This window comes from Streptomyces sp. NPDC017520, assembly GCF_044329855.1.
In the GTDB taxonomy this organism is placed as follows: Bacteria; Actinomycetota; Actinomycetes; order Streptomycetales; family Streptomycetaceae; genus Streptomyces.
Map to the genome: position 1 here is coordinate 312,928 of NZ_JBIRKB010000008.1, position 15,236 is coordinate 328,163.

The following is a 15,236-nucleotide window of genomic DNA, read 5'->3' on the forward strand; positions in this document are numbered from 1 at the left end:
GATGTCGCGACTCGGCAATCTCGGCGCCCGGCTCTACCGTGGCGAGGTCGGCTACGACTTCATCCGCAACCGCAAGATCTGGTACGGCATCTCGATCCTGATCACCATCACGGCCATCATCGGCGTGGCGGTCGGCGGTCTGCGCATGGGCATCGAGTTCAAGGGCGGCGCGGTCTTCACGACCGACACCAAGGCCCAGATCTCGACCGCCCAGGCCACGGACGTGGCGACCGAGGCATCCGGCCACATGGCGATCGTCCAGGAGCTGGGCAACGGCGGTCTGCGCATCCAGATCACCGAGGTCGACACCGCCAAGGCCAACGAGATCAAGGAGACGCTCTCCGACGAGCTCGGCATCCCCGCCAACGACATCAACGCGGACCTGGTCGGCCCCAGCTGGGGCGAGCAGATCGCCAACAAGGCGTGGACCGGCCTCGGGGTCTTCATGATCCTGGTGGTGATCTATCTGGCCATCGCCTTCGAGTGGCGGATGGCCGTCGCCGCCCTCATCGCGCTGATCCACGACATCACCATCACGGTCGGCGTCTACGCCCTGGTCGGCTTCGAGGTCACCCCGGGCACGGTGATCGGTCTGCTGACCATTCTCGGTTACTCCCTGTACGACACGGTGGTGGTCTTCGACAGCCTCAAGGAGGGCCAGAAGGACATCACCAAGCAGACCCGCTTCACGTACAGCGAGATCGCCAACCGGTCGATCAACAGCACCCTGGTCCGCTCCATCAACACCACCGTGGTCGCGCTGCTGCCCGTGGCCGGCCTGCTCTTCATCGGCGGCGGTGTCTTCGGCGCGGGCATGCTGAACGACATCTCGCTGTCGCTGTTCGTCGGTCTCGCCGCCGGTGCCTACTCCTCGATCTTCATCGCCACACCGCTCGTCGCCGACCTCAAGGAACGCGAGCCGCAGATGAAGGCGCTGAAGAAGCGGATCCTCGCCAAGCGGGCCGCCGCGGCCGCCAAGGGCGAGTCCCCCGACGACGACGGCCCCGAGGACCTGCGCGACGACGCCGAGACGGCGGGCACGACGATCGGACGCCCCCGGTCGCACGGCCGTACCCCCGGGAAGCGCTGAGCGATGACGAGCACCACCGAATCCGTCAAGGAGCTGCTGCTCAGCCGGATCCGCGATGTCGCGGACTATCCGAAGCCGGGCGTGATGTTCAAGGACATCACCCCGCTGCTCGCGGACCCGGTCGCCTTCACGGCGCTCACCGACGCCCTCGCGGAGCTGTGCGTACGACACGGCGCCACGAAGATCGTCGGTCTGGAGGCGCGCGGCTTCATCCTGGCCGCGCCCGTCGCGGTCCGGGCGGGCCTCGGCTTCATCCCGGTCCGCAAGGCCGGAAAGCTCCCCGGCGCCACGCTGAGCCAGTCCTACGAGCTGGAGTACGGCAGCGCGGAGATCGAGATCCACGCCGAGGACCTCGACACGGAGGACCGAGTCATGATCATCGACGACGTCCTCGCCACCGGCGGCACCGCCGAGGCCTCGCTGGAGCTCATCCGGCGGGCAGGCGCCCAGGTCGCGGGCGTCGCGGTCCTCATGGAGCTCGGCTTCCTCGCGGGCCGGGCCCGCCTGGAACCGGGCCTCGCGGGCGCACCGCTGGAGGCTCTGATCACGGTCTGAACCGCCGGTCACCGTCCCGCGACGGACACCGAGCACGAGGGATGGGCACCCGGGAACACCGGGTGCCCATCCCTCGTTGTGCAGGCTCCCACCGTCCCCGGGCGAGGTCCCGCCGGGGGATCGATACCATGGGCTCTCCGGGTACCCCGGATCCGCACGAGGAGCGCTCTTGCCAGACGAGGCCCAGTCAGCCGCCGCCCCGCAGCCCGACAAGCCCGTGGCGGCCCCCGCCGCGCCGGAAAAGGCCGCGCCCTCGAACGCGCCGGAGCCCGCGCCCGTTGAGCCCGCCGCCGACGCCGCGCGCCCCCCGGCCGCCGCGAAGCCCGCCGGGCCGGCCGCCCCTTCCGCGAAGCCCGCGCCCCCCGAGGCGCCGCCGAACCCGGCCGGGACGACGGGCCCGGCGCAGCCGCCGGCCAGGAAACCGGCCGCCGCCGCGCCCAAGCCCCCGGCCCCCGGTCCCCCCGCGAAGGGCGGGGCCACCGCCGGGTCCGCCTCCCGCACCGGCGGCTCCTCCAACCGGGTGCGGGCCCGCCTCGCCCGACTGGGCGTACAGCGCTCCAGCCCGTACAACCCGGTCCTGGAACCCCTCCTGCGTACGGTCCGGGGCAACGACCCCAAGATCGAGACGGCCACGCTCCGCCAGATCGAGAAGGCCTACCAGGTCGCCGAGCGCTGGCACCGGGGCCAGAAGCGCAAGAGCGGCGACCCCTACATCACCCACCCGCTGGCCGTCACCACGATCCTCGCCGAGCTGGGCATGGACCCGGCGACGCTGATGGCCGGCCTGCTGCACGACACCGTCGAGGACACCGAGTACGGCCTGGACACCCTGCGGCGCGACTTCGGGGACCAGGTCGCCCTGCTCGTCGACGGCGTCACCAAGCTCGACAAGGTCAAGTTCGGCGAGGCCGCGCAGGCCGAGACCGTACGCAAAATGGTCGTCGCCATGGCCAAGGACCCCCGGGTCCTGGTCATCAAGCTCGCCGACCGCCTGCACAACATGCGCACCATGCGCTACCTCAAGCGGGAGAAGCAGGAGAAGAAGGCCCGCGAAACGCTGGAGATCTACGCCCCGCTGGCGCACCGGCTGGGCATGAACACCATCAAGTGGGAGCTGGAGGACCTCGCCTTCGCGATCCTCTACCCCAAGATGTACGACGAGATCGTCCGGCTCGTCGCCGAGCGCGCCCCCAAGCGCGACGAATACCTCGCCATAGTGACCGACGAGGTCCAGGCCGATCTGCGCGCCGCCCGCATCAAGGCCACCGTCACCGGCCGCCCCAAGCACTACTACAGCGTCTACCAGAAGATGATCGTGCGAGGCCGCGACTTCGCCGAGATCTACGACCTGGTGGGCATCAGGGTCCTCGTCGACACGGTCCGCGACTGCTACGCGGCGCTCGGCACCGTCCACGCCCGGTGGAACCCGGTGCCCGGGCGGTTCAAGGACTACATCGCGATGCCCAAGTTCAACATGTACCAGTCACTGCACACCACGGTGATCGGTCCCAGCGGCAAGCCCGTCGAGCTCCAGATCCGCACCTTCGACATGCACCGCCGCGCCGAGTACGGCATCGCCGCCCACTGGAAGTACAAGCAGGAGCCCTCCGCCGGCGCCTCCAAGGTGCGTACCGACGTACCCAGGAGCACCGGACGCGGGCAGGACACCGTCAACGACATGGCGTGGCTGCGCCAGCTCCTGGACTGGCAGAAGGAGACCGAGGACCCCAGCGAGTTCCTGGAGTCCCTGCGCTTCGACCTCTCGCGCAACGAGGTCTTCGTCTTCACGCCGAAGGGCGACGTGATAGCGCTGCCCGCGGGCGCGACCCCCGTCGACTTCGCGTACGCCGTCCACACCGAGGTCGGACACCGGACCATAGGAGCACGCGTCAACGGGCGGCTCGTCCCGCTCGAATCGACGCTCGACAACGGCGACCTGGTCGAGGTCTTCACCTCCAAGGCGGCCGGCGCCGGACCCTCCCGGGACTGGCTCGGCTTCGTCAAGTCACCGCGCGCCCGCAACAAGATCCGCGCCTGGTTCTCCAAGGAGCGCCGCGACGAGGCCATCGAGCAGGGCAAGGACTCCATCGCGCGCGCCATGCGCAAGCAGAACCTGCCGATCCAGCGCATCCTGACCGGCGACTCCCTGGTCACCCTCGCCCACGAGATGCGCTACCCGGACATCTCCTCGCTGTACGCGGCGATCGGCGAGGGCCACGTCGCCGCCGCCGGCGTCGTACAGAAGCTGGTGCAGGCGCTCGGCGGCCACGACGAGGCCAACGAGGACCTCGCCGAGTCCACTCCGCCCTCGCACGGCGGACGCGGCAAGCGCCGTGCCAACGCGGATCCCGGCGTCGTCGTCAAGGGCGTCGAGGACGTCTGGGTCAAGCTGGCCCGCTGCTGTACGCCCGTCCCCGGCGACCCGATCATCGGGTTCGTCACCCGGGGCAGCGGGGTCTCCGTGCACCGCGCCGACTGCGTCAACGTCGAGTCGCTCTCGCAGCAGCCCGAACGGATCCTGGAGGTCGAGTGGGCCCCCACCCAGTCCTCCGTATTCCTGGTCGCCATCCAGGTCGAGGCGCTGGACCGCTCCCGGCTGCTCTCCGACGTCACCCGGATCCTCTCCGACCAGCACGTCAACATCCTGTCCGCGGCCGTCCAGACCTCCCGCGACCGGGTCGCCACCTCGCGCTTCACCTTCGAGATGGGCGACCCCAAGCACCTGGGCCACGTCCTGAAGGCCGTGCGCGGCGTGGAGGGCGTCTACGACGTCTACCGGGTCACCTCGGCCAGGCGGCCGTAAGGGGTTGTCCCACACCGGCAACGGAAAGGCCCCGGTACGCGCGTCGCGTACCGGGGCCTTCCGACAGCCCCGTCTCAGCCGCCGAACTCCTCCAGGCCCTTGAGCGCCTGGTCCAGCAGCGCCTGGCGGCCCTCCAGCTCCCTGGCCAGCTTGTCCGCACGGGCGTTGTTGCCCTGGGCGCGCGCCGTGTCGATCTGGCCGCGCAGCTTGTCCACGGCGGCCTGGAGCTGACCGGTCAGACCCGCGGCGCGGGCCCGCGCCTCCGGGTTCGTCCGGCGCCACTCCGACTCCTCGGACTCCTGGAGCGTCCGCTCCACCGCCTGCATCCGGCCCTCGACCTTCGGGCGGGCGTCACGCGGTACGTGGCCGATGGCCTCCCAGCGCTCGTTGATGGACCGGAACGCGGCCCGGGCCGCCTTGAGGTCCTTCACCGGCACCAGCTTCTCGGCCTCCGCGGCGAGCTCCTCCTTCAGCTTGAGGTTCTCGCCCTGCTCGGCGTCCCGCTCCGCGAAGACCTCGCTGCGGGCGGCGAAGAAGACGTCCTGGGCGCCGCGGAAACGGTTCCACAGGTCGTCCTCGGACTCGCGCTGGGCGCGGCCCGCCGCCTTCCACTCGGTCATCAGGTCGCGGTAGCGGGCGGCCGTGGTCACCCAGTCCGTGGAGCCGGACAGCGCCTCGGCCTCGGTGACCAGCTTCTCCTTGGCCTTGCGGGCGTCCTCGCGCTGGGCGTCCAGCGCGGCGAAGTGGGCCTTGCGCCGCTTGGAGAACGCCGAGCGGGCGTGCGAGAAGCGGTGCCACAGCTCGTCGTCCGACTTGCGGTCGAGACGGGGGAGACCCTTCCAGGTGTCCACCAGCGCCCGCAGCCGCTCACCGGCCGAACGCCACTGCTCGCTCCGCGCCAGCTCCTCCGCCTCGGCGACCAGTGCCTCCTTGGCCTGCTTGGCCTCGTCGGTCTGCTTCGCCTTGAGGACCTTGCGCTCCTCGCGCCGCGCCTCGACCGTCGCGACGAGCGCGTCCAGCCGCTTGCGCAGCGCGTCGAGGTCGCCCACCGCGTGGTGCTCGTCGACCTGCTGCCGCAGGTGGTCGATGGCCGTCGTCGCGTCCTTGGCCGACAGATCGGTGGTCTTCACCCGCCGTTCGAGGAGGCCGATCTCGACCACAATGCCGTCGTACTTGCGCTCGAAATAGGCCAGAGCCTCCTCGGGCGAACCGGCCTGCCACGATCCGACGACCTGCTCGCCCTCGGCAGTACGCACGTACACGGTGCCCGTCTCGTCGACGCGGCCCCACGGGTCGCTGCTCACAGCGCCTCCTCCACCTGATGCCTGCGAGGGGGTTCGCCCCCCGGGCATCGTCCACAGTTTCCTGGGGCGGGCATCGCCCGCCCTGCACAACGTCAATCTAGGCGACCGGCCGCCCGGCTGTCCGCACTCAGCACGGCTGAAATTCTTCGCTCCGGCTCCCGGCGGCGCTCCGCCCGCCGGTGGCCCCCCGACCGGTCGCCGTCCCGTCGGTCCCGTCCCGACGGTTCAGCCCTTCTCGACCGAAGCCTTCTCGACCGTCACGGCCTTCTTCGGGGCGCCGTCGCCCGCACCGCCCTCGACACCGGCCTCGCCGACCTTCTGGACGGCCTTCAGCGAGGCGTCGTCCATCGTGCCGAACGGGGTGTAGGTGGGCGGGAGCTTCGTCTCCTTGTAGACCAGGAAGTACTGGCTGCCACCGGAGTTCGGCTGGCCGGTATTGGCCATCGCCACCGTGCCCGGCGGGTAGACGACCGTGCCGTCGGCGCCCGCCTTGCCGAGCGCGTCCAGGTTCTCGTCCGGGATGTTGTAGCCGGGACCGCCCGTGCCGTCGCCCTTCGGGTCGCCGCACTGGAGCACGAAGATGCCCTGGGTGGTCAGCCGGTGGCACTTGGTGTCGTCGAAGTAGCCCTTGTCGGCGAGCGCCTTGAAGGAGTTCACCGTCTGAGGAGTCTTCGCCGCGTCCATCGAGAACGCTATGTCGCCCTGGCTCGTCTTGAGCGACATCGTGTACTTCGCCTTTTTGTCGATCTTCATCGGCGGCGTGGGAGCCTTGCTCTCGCTCTCCGAAGGCTCCGGAGCGGGGCTCTGGCTCGACGCCGCGTCGCTCTTCTTGTCCTTGTCGTCGTCCTTGCCCGCCACGACGAACGCGCTCACGCTCACGACGGCGACCACGGCCACCGAGGCCGCGACGATCGCGGTGACGCGCCTCGTCCTGCTGCGGGCCTCCTCCCGGCGCTTCTGCTGGCGCTCGAACTTTTCCCGGGCGAGCTGCCGCCGCCGCTGTTCGCTGCTGGACACCGGTTGGGCTCCTTGTTACGTCGTGAGATGAGGGCCTGAGTTGCCCGTACCGTATATGGGTTACCTGTGTCATGAGGAGCGCCGGTAGGCTCTGATCCGCCGCATCCTTCGCCGTTGCCGCATCCTCCGGACGAACATTAAGGACGATCGTGCTCATTGCCGGGTTCCCCGCCGGGGCCTGGGGGACCAATTGCTATCTGGTCGCCCCCGCCGCCGGTGAGGAGTGCGTGATCATCGACCCGGGCCACCAGGCCGCCCAGGGCGTCGAGGAAACGTTGAAGAAGCATCGGCTCAAGCCCGTCGCCGTCGTCCTCACCCACGGCCATATCGACCACGTCGCCTCGGTCGTCCCCGTCTGCGGCGCCCATGACGTCCCCGCCTGGATCCATCCCGAGGACCGCTACATGATGAGCGACCCGGAGAAGGCGCTCGGCCGCTCGATCGGGATGCCGCTCATGGGCGAGCTGACCGTGGGGGAGCCGGACGACGTCAAGGAGCTGGCCGACGGCTCGAAGCTGACCCTGGCCGGTCTGGAGTTCGGCGTCTCGCACGCGCCCGGCCATACCAAGGGGTCGGTGACGTTCGGGATGCCCGAGGCCGCGGACGTTCCGCCGGTCTTCTTCTCGGGCGACCTGCTCTTCGCCGGCTCCGTCGGACGCACCGACCTGCCCGGCGGCGACCACGCCGAGCTGCTCGAGTCGCTGGCCCGTGTGTGCCTGCCGCTCGACGACTCGACCGTGGTGCTGTCCGGCCACGGCCCCCAGACGACCATCGGCCGCGAGCGCGCCTCCAACCCGTTCCTCAACGGTCTGGACGCGGCGCCGCGCCGAGGAATGTAGACGAGAGACGTAATCGTGAGCACCTTTCAGGCCCCCAAGGGCACGTACGACCTGACCCCGCCCCGTTCCGCCACGTTCCTCGCCGTGCGCGAGGCCATCGCGGCCCCGCTGCGCGACTCGGGCTACGGCTACATCGAGACGCCCGGCTTCGAGAACGTCGAGCTCTTCGCCCGCGGTGTCGGTGAGTCCACCGACATCGTCACCAAGGAGATGTACACCCTCACCACCAAGGGCGGCGACCAGCTGGCGCTGCGCCCCGAGGGCACTGCGTCCGTGCTCCGCGCCGCCCTGGAGGCCAATCTCCACAAGGCGGGCAACCTCCCCGTCAAGCTCTGGTACTCCGGCTCGTACTACCGCTACGAGCGCCCGCAGGCGGGCCGCTACCGCCACTTCTCGCAGGTCGGCGCCGAGGCCATCGGCACCGAGGACCCGGTCCTGGACGCCGAGCTGATCATCCTCGCCGACCAGGCGTACCGCTCGCTGGGCCTGCGCCAGTTCCGGATCCTGCTGAACTCGCTGGGCGACAAGGAGTGCCGCCCCGTCTACCGCGAGGCGCTCCAGACCTTCCTGCGCGACCTGGACCTCGACGAGGAGACCCGCCGCCGCATCGAGATCAACCCGCTGCGCGTCCTGGACGACAAGCGGGCCGACGTACAGAAGCAGCTCACGGACGCCCCGAAGCTCCGCGACTACCTCTGCGACGCGTGCAAGGCGTACCACGAGGAGGTCCGCGCGCTCCTCACGACCGCCGGGGTGGCCTTCGAGGACGACGAGAAGCTGGTGCGCGGCCTCGACTACTACACCCGTACGACCTTCGAATTCGTCCACGACGGTCTCGGCGCCCAGTCCGCGGTGGGCGGCGGCGGCCGCTACGACGGACTGTCCGAGATGATCGGCGGCCCCGAGCTGCCGTCCGTCGGCTGGGCGCTCGGCGTGGACCGCACGGTCCTCGCGCTGGAGGCCGAGGGCATCGAGCTCGACCTGCCCCGCACCACCAGCGTGTACGCGGTCCCGCTCGGCGAGGAGGCCCGCCGGGTGCTGTTCGGCGTCGTCACCGAACTGCGCCGCGCGGGGATCGCCGCCGACTTCGCGTTCGGCGGCCGGGGCCTGAAGGGCGCGATGAAGAGCGCCAACCGCTCGGGCGCGCGCTACACCCTGGTCGCGGGCGAGCGCGATCTCGCCGAGGGCGTCGTCCAGCTCAAGGACATGGAGTCCGGCGAGCAGGGCCCGGTGCAGCTGGCCGAGGTCGCGGCGGAGCTGACGAAGCGCCTCGGCTGACCGAGCCGTGAGGGGCGCGGGCGTAAGGACTTCAGGTCCTTGCGCCCGCGCCTCTTTTGTCCGCCGTCAACCAGGCGAGAGGGGATTCATCCCCGCCGGTGAACCCGACTTCCGGCCGCCCGCGCGGTCGGCATCGCCGGAGCGGTGCGGGGGGCGCGTACATCTTCCGTCGTCCCGGCCCCGCCACCCCGTGATCCCGCCCGGGGGAGTGCTCGCGGGCGCACACCTTTATGTCCGTCGAACAGTTGATCCGTGCGGGGGTGCGGCACAATGACCGTGCCCGGCTGACCACTCGGTGACGGAACGGCGATATGACGACTGCAGCGGTAGACCACGATCCCTCCTCCGACCAGGACGAGGGCGGCCGCAAGCGCACCTTCGGGGCCGGACGCGGTCTCGCCCTGCTCCTGGTGATCACCGGCGCGGCCGGACTGCTGGCCGCCTGGGTGATCACGCTCGACAAGTTCAAGCTGCTGGAGGACCCCTCCTTCACCCCCGGGTGCAGCCTCAACCCCGTCGTCGCGTGCGGCAACATCATGAAGAGCGAGCAGGCCTCCGTGTTCGGGTTCCCCAACCCGATGCTGGGCCTGGTTACGTACGGCATGGTCATCGCGATCGGGATGGGGCTCCTCGCAGGCGCGCGCTTCCGTAGCTGGTTCTGGCTCGGACTGAACGCCGGGACGCTCTTCGGCGTCGGCTTCTGCACCTGGCTCCAGTACCAGTCGCTGTACAACATCAACTCGCTCTGCCTGTGGTGCTGCCTGGCCTGGGTCGCCACCATCGTCATGTTCTGCTACGTGACCACGCACAACGTCAAGCACCGCATCCTCCCGGCCCCGGCCTGGCTGCGGAACGGTCTCACCGAGTTCCCGTGGGTGCTGCCGGTGATGTGGATCGGGATCATCGGCATGCTGATCCTGACCCGCTGGTGGGACTTCTGGACCAGCTGACCGACCACATACGACTTTGGTAGGCGCCGGCGGCCGGTCCGCTGTCAGTGGGGTCGCATAGGCTTCATGACGTGGAGCCCGACCTCTTTACCGCAGCCGCCGAAGACCGCCAGGAGAAGGACCCGTCCAGCAGCCCCCTCGCTGTCCGGATGCGTCCCCGTGTCCTCGACGAGGTCGTCGGCCAGCAGCACCTGCTGAAGCCGGGCTCGCCGCTGCGCCGCCTCGTGGGCGAGGGGGGCGGCGGTCCGGCCGGCGCCTCCTCGGTCATCCTGTGGGGCCCGCCCGGCACCGGCAAGACGACCCTGGCGTACGTGGTCAGCAAGGCGACCAACAAGCGCTTCGTCGAGCTCTCCGCGATCACCGCCGGCGTCAAGGAGGTCCGGGCCGTCATCGAGAGCGCGCGTCGCGCCACCGGCGGCTTCGGCAAGGAGACCGTCCTCTTCCTGGACGAGATCCACCGCTTCTCCAAGGCCCAGCAGGACTCCCTGCTCCCCGCCGTGGAGAACCGCTGGGTCACCCTCATCGCCGCCACCACGGAGAATCCGTACTTCTCGATCATCTCCCCGCTCCTCTCGCGCTCCCTGCTGCTCACCCTGGAGTCGCTGACCGACGACGACCTGCGTGATCTGCTGCGCCGGGCGCTGACCGACGAGCGGGGGCTCGGCGGGGCGGTCACCCTGCCCGAGGACGCCGAGGCGCATCTGCTGCGCATCGCGGGCGGCGACGCGCGCCGGGCCCTGACGGCGCTGGAGGCCGCGGCGGGCGCGGCCATCGCCACGGGCGAGGCGGAGATCACCCTGGCGACGCTGGAGGCGACCGTCGACCGCGCCGCCGTGAAGTACGACCGGGACGGCGACCAGCACTACGACGTGGCCAGCGCGCTCATCAAGTCGATCCGCGGCTCCGATGTGGACGCCGCTCTGCACTACCTGGCCCGCATGATCGAGGCGGGGGAGGACCCGCGGTTCATCGCCCGCCGGCTGATGATCTCGGCCAGCGAGGACATCGGCCTGGCCGACCCCACCGCGCTGCCGACCGCCGTGGCCGCCGCCCAGGCGGTGGCCATGATCGGGTTTCCGGAGGCGGCGCTCACTCTCAGCCACGCCACCATCGCCCTGGCGCTCGCCCCCAAATCCAACGCGGCGACCCTGGCGATCTCCGCCGCGCAGGAGGACGTGCGCAGAGGGCTCGCGGGCTCGGTCCCGGCCCATCTGCGCGACGGCCACTACAAGGGCGCCGCCAAGCTCGGCCATGCCCAGGGGTACGTCTATCCCCACGACGTGCAGGGCGGCATCGCCGCCCAGCAGTACGCCCCGGACGCGGTCCGCGACCGGCGGTACTACACCCCGACCCGCTATGGCGCCGAGGCGCGGTACGCGGACGTCGTCGAGCGCGTCCGCGAGCGCCTGGGCCGTTCCGGCGAGGGCGCGGAGCCGTCCTAGGGGATCGCGAGGCCCCTGGGTCAGGAGGCGGCCGCCTCGAAGAGCGTGTGCATGGCGCGGCGCAGCTCGGTGACGTCGCGGACCGGCTCCGGGAACTCGAAGCGGGCGTCGAAGCAGGAACCCAGGCCCTCGACAAAGCGGACCCGCAGCCCGAAGCGGTCGAGGGCGACCGGCACGGCCCCGGGCTGGGGGGAGGAGCAGGCGCGGGCGGTGCGCTCGCCCAGCAGACCGCACAGGGTGCGCATCTGCTCGTCGTGGGCGGAGTGCAGATGCTGGAGCAGCTCCGGCTCGTGGAGGACCAGCGGGTCGGGAGCCGCGTCCCGGAAGTCCTCCGGCTCGATGTCCTCGGCGCCCCAGAGGTCGTCCACGTACGCCTCGCCGAACTCCAGGCGCAGCATCATCCGGCCGGGCTGGGCCAGGCCGGGGACGGAGGTGAGCCAGCCGGAGACCCACGCGCGGCCGCGGATCCGGTGCGGTACGGAGACCGGGGCGACGTCCGTGATCTCCAGCACGGCGGTCAGCTCGTCGCCCTGCGCGTGCGTCGCGGCCCGAACGGCCGGGGAATCCGCGGGGAATTCGAGGAAGAGGTCGCCCTCGGGACCCACGTTCCTGCTGTCCGGGATCAGGGGTTCGGCGCGGGCGAGATCGAGCCCCGGTACGACGAGCAGCGCGGAGCAGGTACTCTGTACGAGAGTTCGTGTGCGCTCGGCTGCTGACGGCATCCGAGTGTTTTCAAGCCCGCTGGGACGCGGCTGACCACGATCAGATCGGCCTTCCGTCGTAGCAGCACCTTCTGGTGTGCTGCCGCTGTCTGTGCTGTCCGTGACGTGAGTGGTGTTCCCAGGGCGAGACATGCGATCTCCTTGAGTAAGGTAAGCCTAACCTAACCTACAACGGAGGTCTGGAGAACGTGCCTAACCAGTCGCGTCCCAAGGTCAAGAAGTCGCGTGCCCTCGGCATCGCTCTGACGCCCAAGGCTGTCAAGTACTTCGAAGCTCGTCCGTACCCGCCGGGCGAGCACGGCCGTGGCCGCAAGCAGAACTCGGACTACAAGGTCCGTCTGCTGGAGAAGCAGCGCCTGCGTGCGCAGTACGACATCAGCGAGCGCCAGATGGCGCGCGCCTACGACCGTGCCAAGAAGGCCGAAGGCAAGACGGGCGAGGCGCTGGTCGTCGAGCTCGAGCGCCGCCTCGACGCCCTGGTCCTGCGTTCGGGCATCGCCCGCACCATCTACCAGGCCCGTCAGATGGTCGTCCACGGCCACATCGAGGTCAACGGTGGCAAGGTCGACAAGCCGTCCTTCCGCGTGCGCCCCGACGACGTCGTCCAGGTCCGCGAGCGCAGCCGCACCAAGGTCCCCTTCCAGGTGGCCCGCGAGGGTGGCTACGACACCGACGGTGAGACCCCGCGCTACCTCCAGGTGAACCTGAAGGCCCTGGCCTTCCGCCTGGACCGGGACCCGAACCGCAAGGAGATCCCGGTGATCTGCGACGAGCAGCTCGTCGTCGAGTACTACGCCCGCTGATCCAGGCGTAGCCGCTCTCACCAGCGCTCCGGCCCGCCCCTTCCTGTCATCCGGGAGGCGGCGGGCCTTCGCGTTCCCCCGGATCCGCCCGCCGTCGGCCCGCCGCCCGCGCCCGGTCCGTCCATCGCCGCGGCCGGTCCGCCGCCGGCCAGGGCCCGTGCTACCGCGGTGGCCGGATCCAGCCGCCGGCCCGCCCGCAGCCCCTCCTCGTACGCCGCGTTCCCCAGCTCCCGGCGCGCCCGCTCCTCGCACTCCGCCCGCGGCCGCCCGTAGAACGCCGAGCCGAACAGCCGCAATCCCACCGACGGCCAAATGCCCTCCGCCGCTCCCTGGAGCACGGCGGCCTCCCGGGCATCCCCCTCCACCGCCGTCACCAGGGCCAACAGCTCCAGCGACAGCACCGTGCCCAGCAGATCGTTGAACGTCCGGCCGATCGTCAGGCACTCCCCGAGCATCTGCCGCGCCCGGGCCGGATGCCCGCGCCGCAGCGCCGCGTACGCCAGGACGTACAGTGCGTACGCCAGCGCCCACCGCTCCCCGTGGTCCTCGCAGACCTCCCGGACGTCGTCGCAGATCGCCGCGGCCGCGTCCAGATCACCGAGGAACGCCACCACCATGGCCAACTCCACCTCGGCCATCAGCACATTGCTGTTCACCTCGCCGACCTCGCGGTACCGGCCGAGCGCGTCGCGGAGCAGCTCCTCGGCGCGCTCCATGTCGTCCGTCACGATCGCCAGGCACCCCGTGCGGTGCACCGCGTACGCCAGTGCGGTCGCGTCCCCGGAGCGCTCGGCCTCCTCCCGGCACTCCTGGAGCGCCGAGATCGCGCCGACCGCGTCCCCCTGAAGCACGGCCACGTAGCCCAGTACCCACAGCACCTTCAGCCGTGCGGCGTCGTGCGGGGTCGGCTCCTCCAGGACGTGATCCAGCCAGTGCCGTCCCTCGGACAGCCGCCCGCAGCCGGCCCAGTAGAACCACAGCGTGCCCGCCAGATACTGCGCCAGATGCACCTCGTCGGGGCTCTCCATCGAACATTCCATCGCTCGGCGGAGGTTGGGCAGCTCGCTGTCGATGCGCGCCGCCACCTCCGCCTGGCGCGGACTGAACCAGTCCAGCTCGCACCAGGTCGCGAGCCCCAGGAACCAGTCCCGGTGCCGCCGGCGCAGCCGCGGGGCGTCCCCGGAGGCCGACAGCCACTGCGCCCCGTACTCGCTGACCGTGTCCAGCAGCCGGTAGCGGGCGCCGGTCGGGCCGTCCTCGCGCTCCACCACCGACTGGGCGAGCAGTTCGTCCAGCACATCGAGCACCGAGTCGGCCGGCAGATCCGGCCCGCCGCAGATGTACTCGGCGGCCTCCAGGTCGAACGATCCCGCGAACACCGAGAGCCGCGCCCACAACAGCCGTTGCTCGGGCGTGCACAGCTCATGGCTCCAGCCGATCGCCGTACGCAGCGTCTGGTGGCGGGGTGGCGCGCCCCGACGACCGCCGGTCAACAGCCGGAACCGGTCGTCCAGGCGCAGGAGCACCTGTTCCACCGAGAGGGCGCGCAGCCGCCCGGCCGCCAGTTCCAGGGCCAGCGGAATGCCGTCGAGGCGGCGGCAGAGCTCCAGCACGGACGCCCGCTCGCCCGCCGTCGGCCCCCAGCCCGGCCGGACCCCGCGCGCCCGCTCGGTGAAGAGCTCCACGGCGTCCCTGTCGGACATCGGTGCGAGCGGGAACGTCCGCTCCCCGTCCACCCGGAGGGGGCAGCGTCCGGCCGCGAGCACCTGGAGGCGCGGGGCCCGGCGCAGGAGTTCGGTGACGAGGTCGGCGCAGGCGTCGACAAGGTGCTCGAAGCCGTCGATCACCAGCAGCGTCCGGCGCTCGGCAAGATATTCGACGAGGGTGGCGCGTGGGAGCCTGCTGGTGTGATCGGTCAGCCCCAGGGCGTCGATCAGGGCGTGTTCCAGCAGGTCGGGGTGGCGGACGGCGGAGAGCTCGGCCAGCAGGACCCCGTCGCAGTACCGTTTCTCCCGGAGCGCGGCGAGCCGGGTGACGCACCGGGTCTTGCCCACGCCCGCCACTCCGGCGACGGTGACGAGCCTGGACTCCTCCAGCAGCCCGCCCAGCTCGGCCAGTTCGTCCTCGCGCCCGACGAAGGGGTTCAGTTCGGCCGGGAGGTTGCCGCGGGCCGGCGCGGGGCGGGCGTCCGGATCGTCGGGATTCGGGCAGGGGTCGTGCAGGCGTCGCATAAGACACGGAGCGTACTGGCTTGAAAGCTCTCCGTACAATCTCGTTATGGCAACTCCCGCCCGGCCCGCGGAGAATGCGGTAGGGGAGGAGATGCGCGGCGCGATAGGCTCGTACGACGACGATCGGGCGTCCGGGCCGAGGCCCGGACGCGACCGACGGAGACAAGGCCCGGCAGGGCCCGAGCGACGAGCAGAGAGCGGT

Annotated in this window: 12 protein-coding genes; 8 read left to right on the plus strand and 4 right to left on the minus strand. The window is 70.7% G+C overall.

Features of this window, described 5'->3' with window-relative positions:
- Position 1 precedes the first annotated feature (1 nt).
- From secF to ACH4KB_RS21515, 3 genes are all read left to right on the plus strand, one after another.
- On the plus strand, positions 2-1,090 hold the full coding sequence (gene secF / locus ACH4KB_RS21505; RefSeq protein WP_398067482.1) for a protein translocase subunit SecF: 1,089 nt from the start codon (positions 2-4) through the stop codon (positions 1,088-1,090).
- A gap of 3 nt (positions 1,091-1,093) precedes the next feature.
- The gene (locus ACH4KB_RS21510; RefSeq protein WP_398067483.1) at positions 1,094-1,645 is read left to right on the plus strand and encodes an adenine phosphoribosyltransferase; all 552 of its coding nucleotides are present in this window, start codon (positions 1,094-1,096) and stop codon (positions 1,643-1,645) included.
- A 169-nt stretch (positions 1,646-1,814) separates the two neighbouring features.
- Positions 1,815-4,448 carry a RelA/SpoT family protein gene (locus ACH4KB_RS21515; protein WP_398067484.1) on the plus strand — a complete coding sequence of 878 codons (2,634 nt, stop codon included), beginning with the start codon at positions 1,815-1,817 and terminating at the stop codon, positions 4,446-4,448.
- 74 nt (positions 4,449-4,522) lie between these two features.
- On the opposite strand, the gene ACH4KB_RS21520 is transcribed toward ACH4KB_RS21515, so the two are convergent.
- On the minus strand, positions 4,523-5,752 hold the full coding sequence (locus ACH4KB_RS21520; RefSeq protein ID WP_398067485.1) for a DUF349 domain-containing protein: 1,230 nt from the start codon (positions 5,750-5,752) through the stop codon (positions 4,523-4,525).
- A gap of 225 nt (positions 5,753-5,977) precedes the next feature.
- The gene (locus tag ACH4KB_RS21525; RefSeq protein ID WP_398067486.1) at positions 5,978-6,769 is read right to left on the minus strand and encodes a peptidylprolyl isomerase; all 792 of its coding nucleotides are present in this window, start codon (positions 6,767-6,769) and stop codon (positions 5,978-5,980) included.
- 149 nt (positions 6,770-6,918) lie between these two features.
- Between ACH4KB_RS21525 and ACH4KB_RS21530 the strand changes: the two genes are divergently transcribed.
- From ACH4KB_RS21530 to ACH4KB_RS21545, 4 genes are all read left to right on the plus strand, one after another.
- Positions 6,919-7,608 carry an MBL fold metallo-hydrolase gene (locus ACH4KB_RS21530; RefSeq protein WP_398067487.1) on the plus strand — a complete coding sequence of 230 codons (690 nt, stop codon included), beginning with the start codon at positions 6,919-6,921 and terminating at the stop codon, positions 7,606-7,608.
- Positions 7,609-7,623: 15 nt separating this feature from the next.
- Positions 7,624-8,886: a histidine--tRNA ligase gene (hisS, locus tag ACH4KB_RS21535; protein WP_398067488.1), complete on the plus strand. Its 1,263-nt coding sequence runs from the start codon at positions 7,624-7,626 to the stop codon at positions 8,884-8,886.
- A 311-nt stretch (positions 8,887-9,197) separates the two neighbouring features.
- A complete protein-coding gene (locus tag ACH4KB_RS21540) occupies positions 9,198-9,836 on the plus strand; it encodes a vitamin K epoxide reductase family protein (RefSeq protein WP_398067489.1) in 639 nt (212 codons plus the stop codon).
- A 71-nt stretch (positions 9,837-9,907) separates the two neighbouring features.
- Positions 9,908-11,278: a replication-associated recombination protein A gene (locus ACH4KB_RS21545; RefSeq protein WP_398067490.1), complete on the plus strand. Its 1,371-nt coding sequence runs from the start codon at positions 9,908-9,910 to the stop codon at positions 11,276-11,278.
- A gap of 20 nt (positions 11,279-11,298) precedes the next feature.
- Here ACH4KB_RS21545 and ACH4KB_RS21550 read toward each other — a convergent pair whose 3' ends face one another.
- Positions 11,299-12,000 carry a DUF2470 domain-containing protein gene (locus tag ACH4KB_RS21550; RefSeq protein WP_398067491.1) on the minus strand — a complete coding sequence of 234 codons (702 nt, stop codon included), beginning with the start codon at positions 11,998-12,000 and terminating at the stop codon, positions 11,299-11,301.
- Positions 12,001-12,188: 188 nt separating this feature from the next.
- Between ACH4KB_RS21550 and rpsD the strand changes: the two genes are divergently transcribed.
- The gene (gene rpsD / locus ACH4KB_RS21555; RefSeq protein WP_015607373.1) at positions 12,189-12,803 is read left to right on the plus strand and encodes a 30S ribosomal protein S4; all 615 of its coding nucleotides are present in this window, start codon (positions 12,189-12,191) and stop codon (positions 12,801-12,803) included.
- 17 nt (positions 12,804-12,820) lie between these two features.
- Here the strand turns inward: rpsD and ACH4KB_RS21560 are convergent, their stop codons facing one another.
- On the minus strand, positions 12,821-15,034 hold the full coding sequence (locus ACH4KB_RS21560; protein ID WP_398067492.1) for an ATP-binding protein: 2,214 nt from the start codon (positions 15,032-15,034) through the stop codon (positions 12,821-12,823).
- Positions 15,035-15,236 lie beyond the last annotated feature (202 nt).

Bases quoted from the DNA above. Each gene is read 5' to 3' on its own strand.
- ACH4KB_RS21550 (WP_398067491.1), bottom strand. From the start codon at position 12,000: ATGCCGTCAGCAGCCGAGCGCACACGAACTCTCGTACAGAGTACCTGC.
- ACH4KB_RS21510 (WP_398067483.1), top strand. From the start codon at position 1,094: ATGACGAGCACCACCGAATCCGTCAAGGAGCTGCTGCTCAGCCGGATC.
- ACH4KB_RS21540 (WP_398067489.1), top strand. From the start codon at position 9,198: ATGACGACTGCAGCGGTAGACCACGATCCCTCCTCCGACCAGGACGAG.
- ACH4KB_RS21560 (WP_398067492.1), bottom strand. From the start codon at position 15,034: ATGCGACGCCTGCACGACCCCTGCCCGAATCCCGACGATCCGGACGCC.
- secF (WP_398067482.1), top strand. From the start codon at position 2: ATGTCGCGACTCGGCAATCTCGGCGCCCGGCTCTACCGTGGCGAGGTC.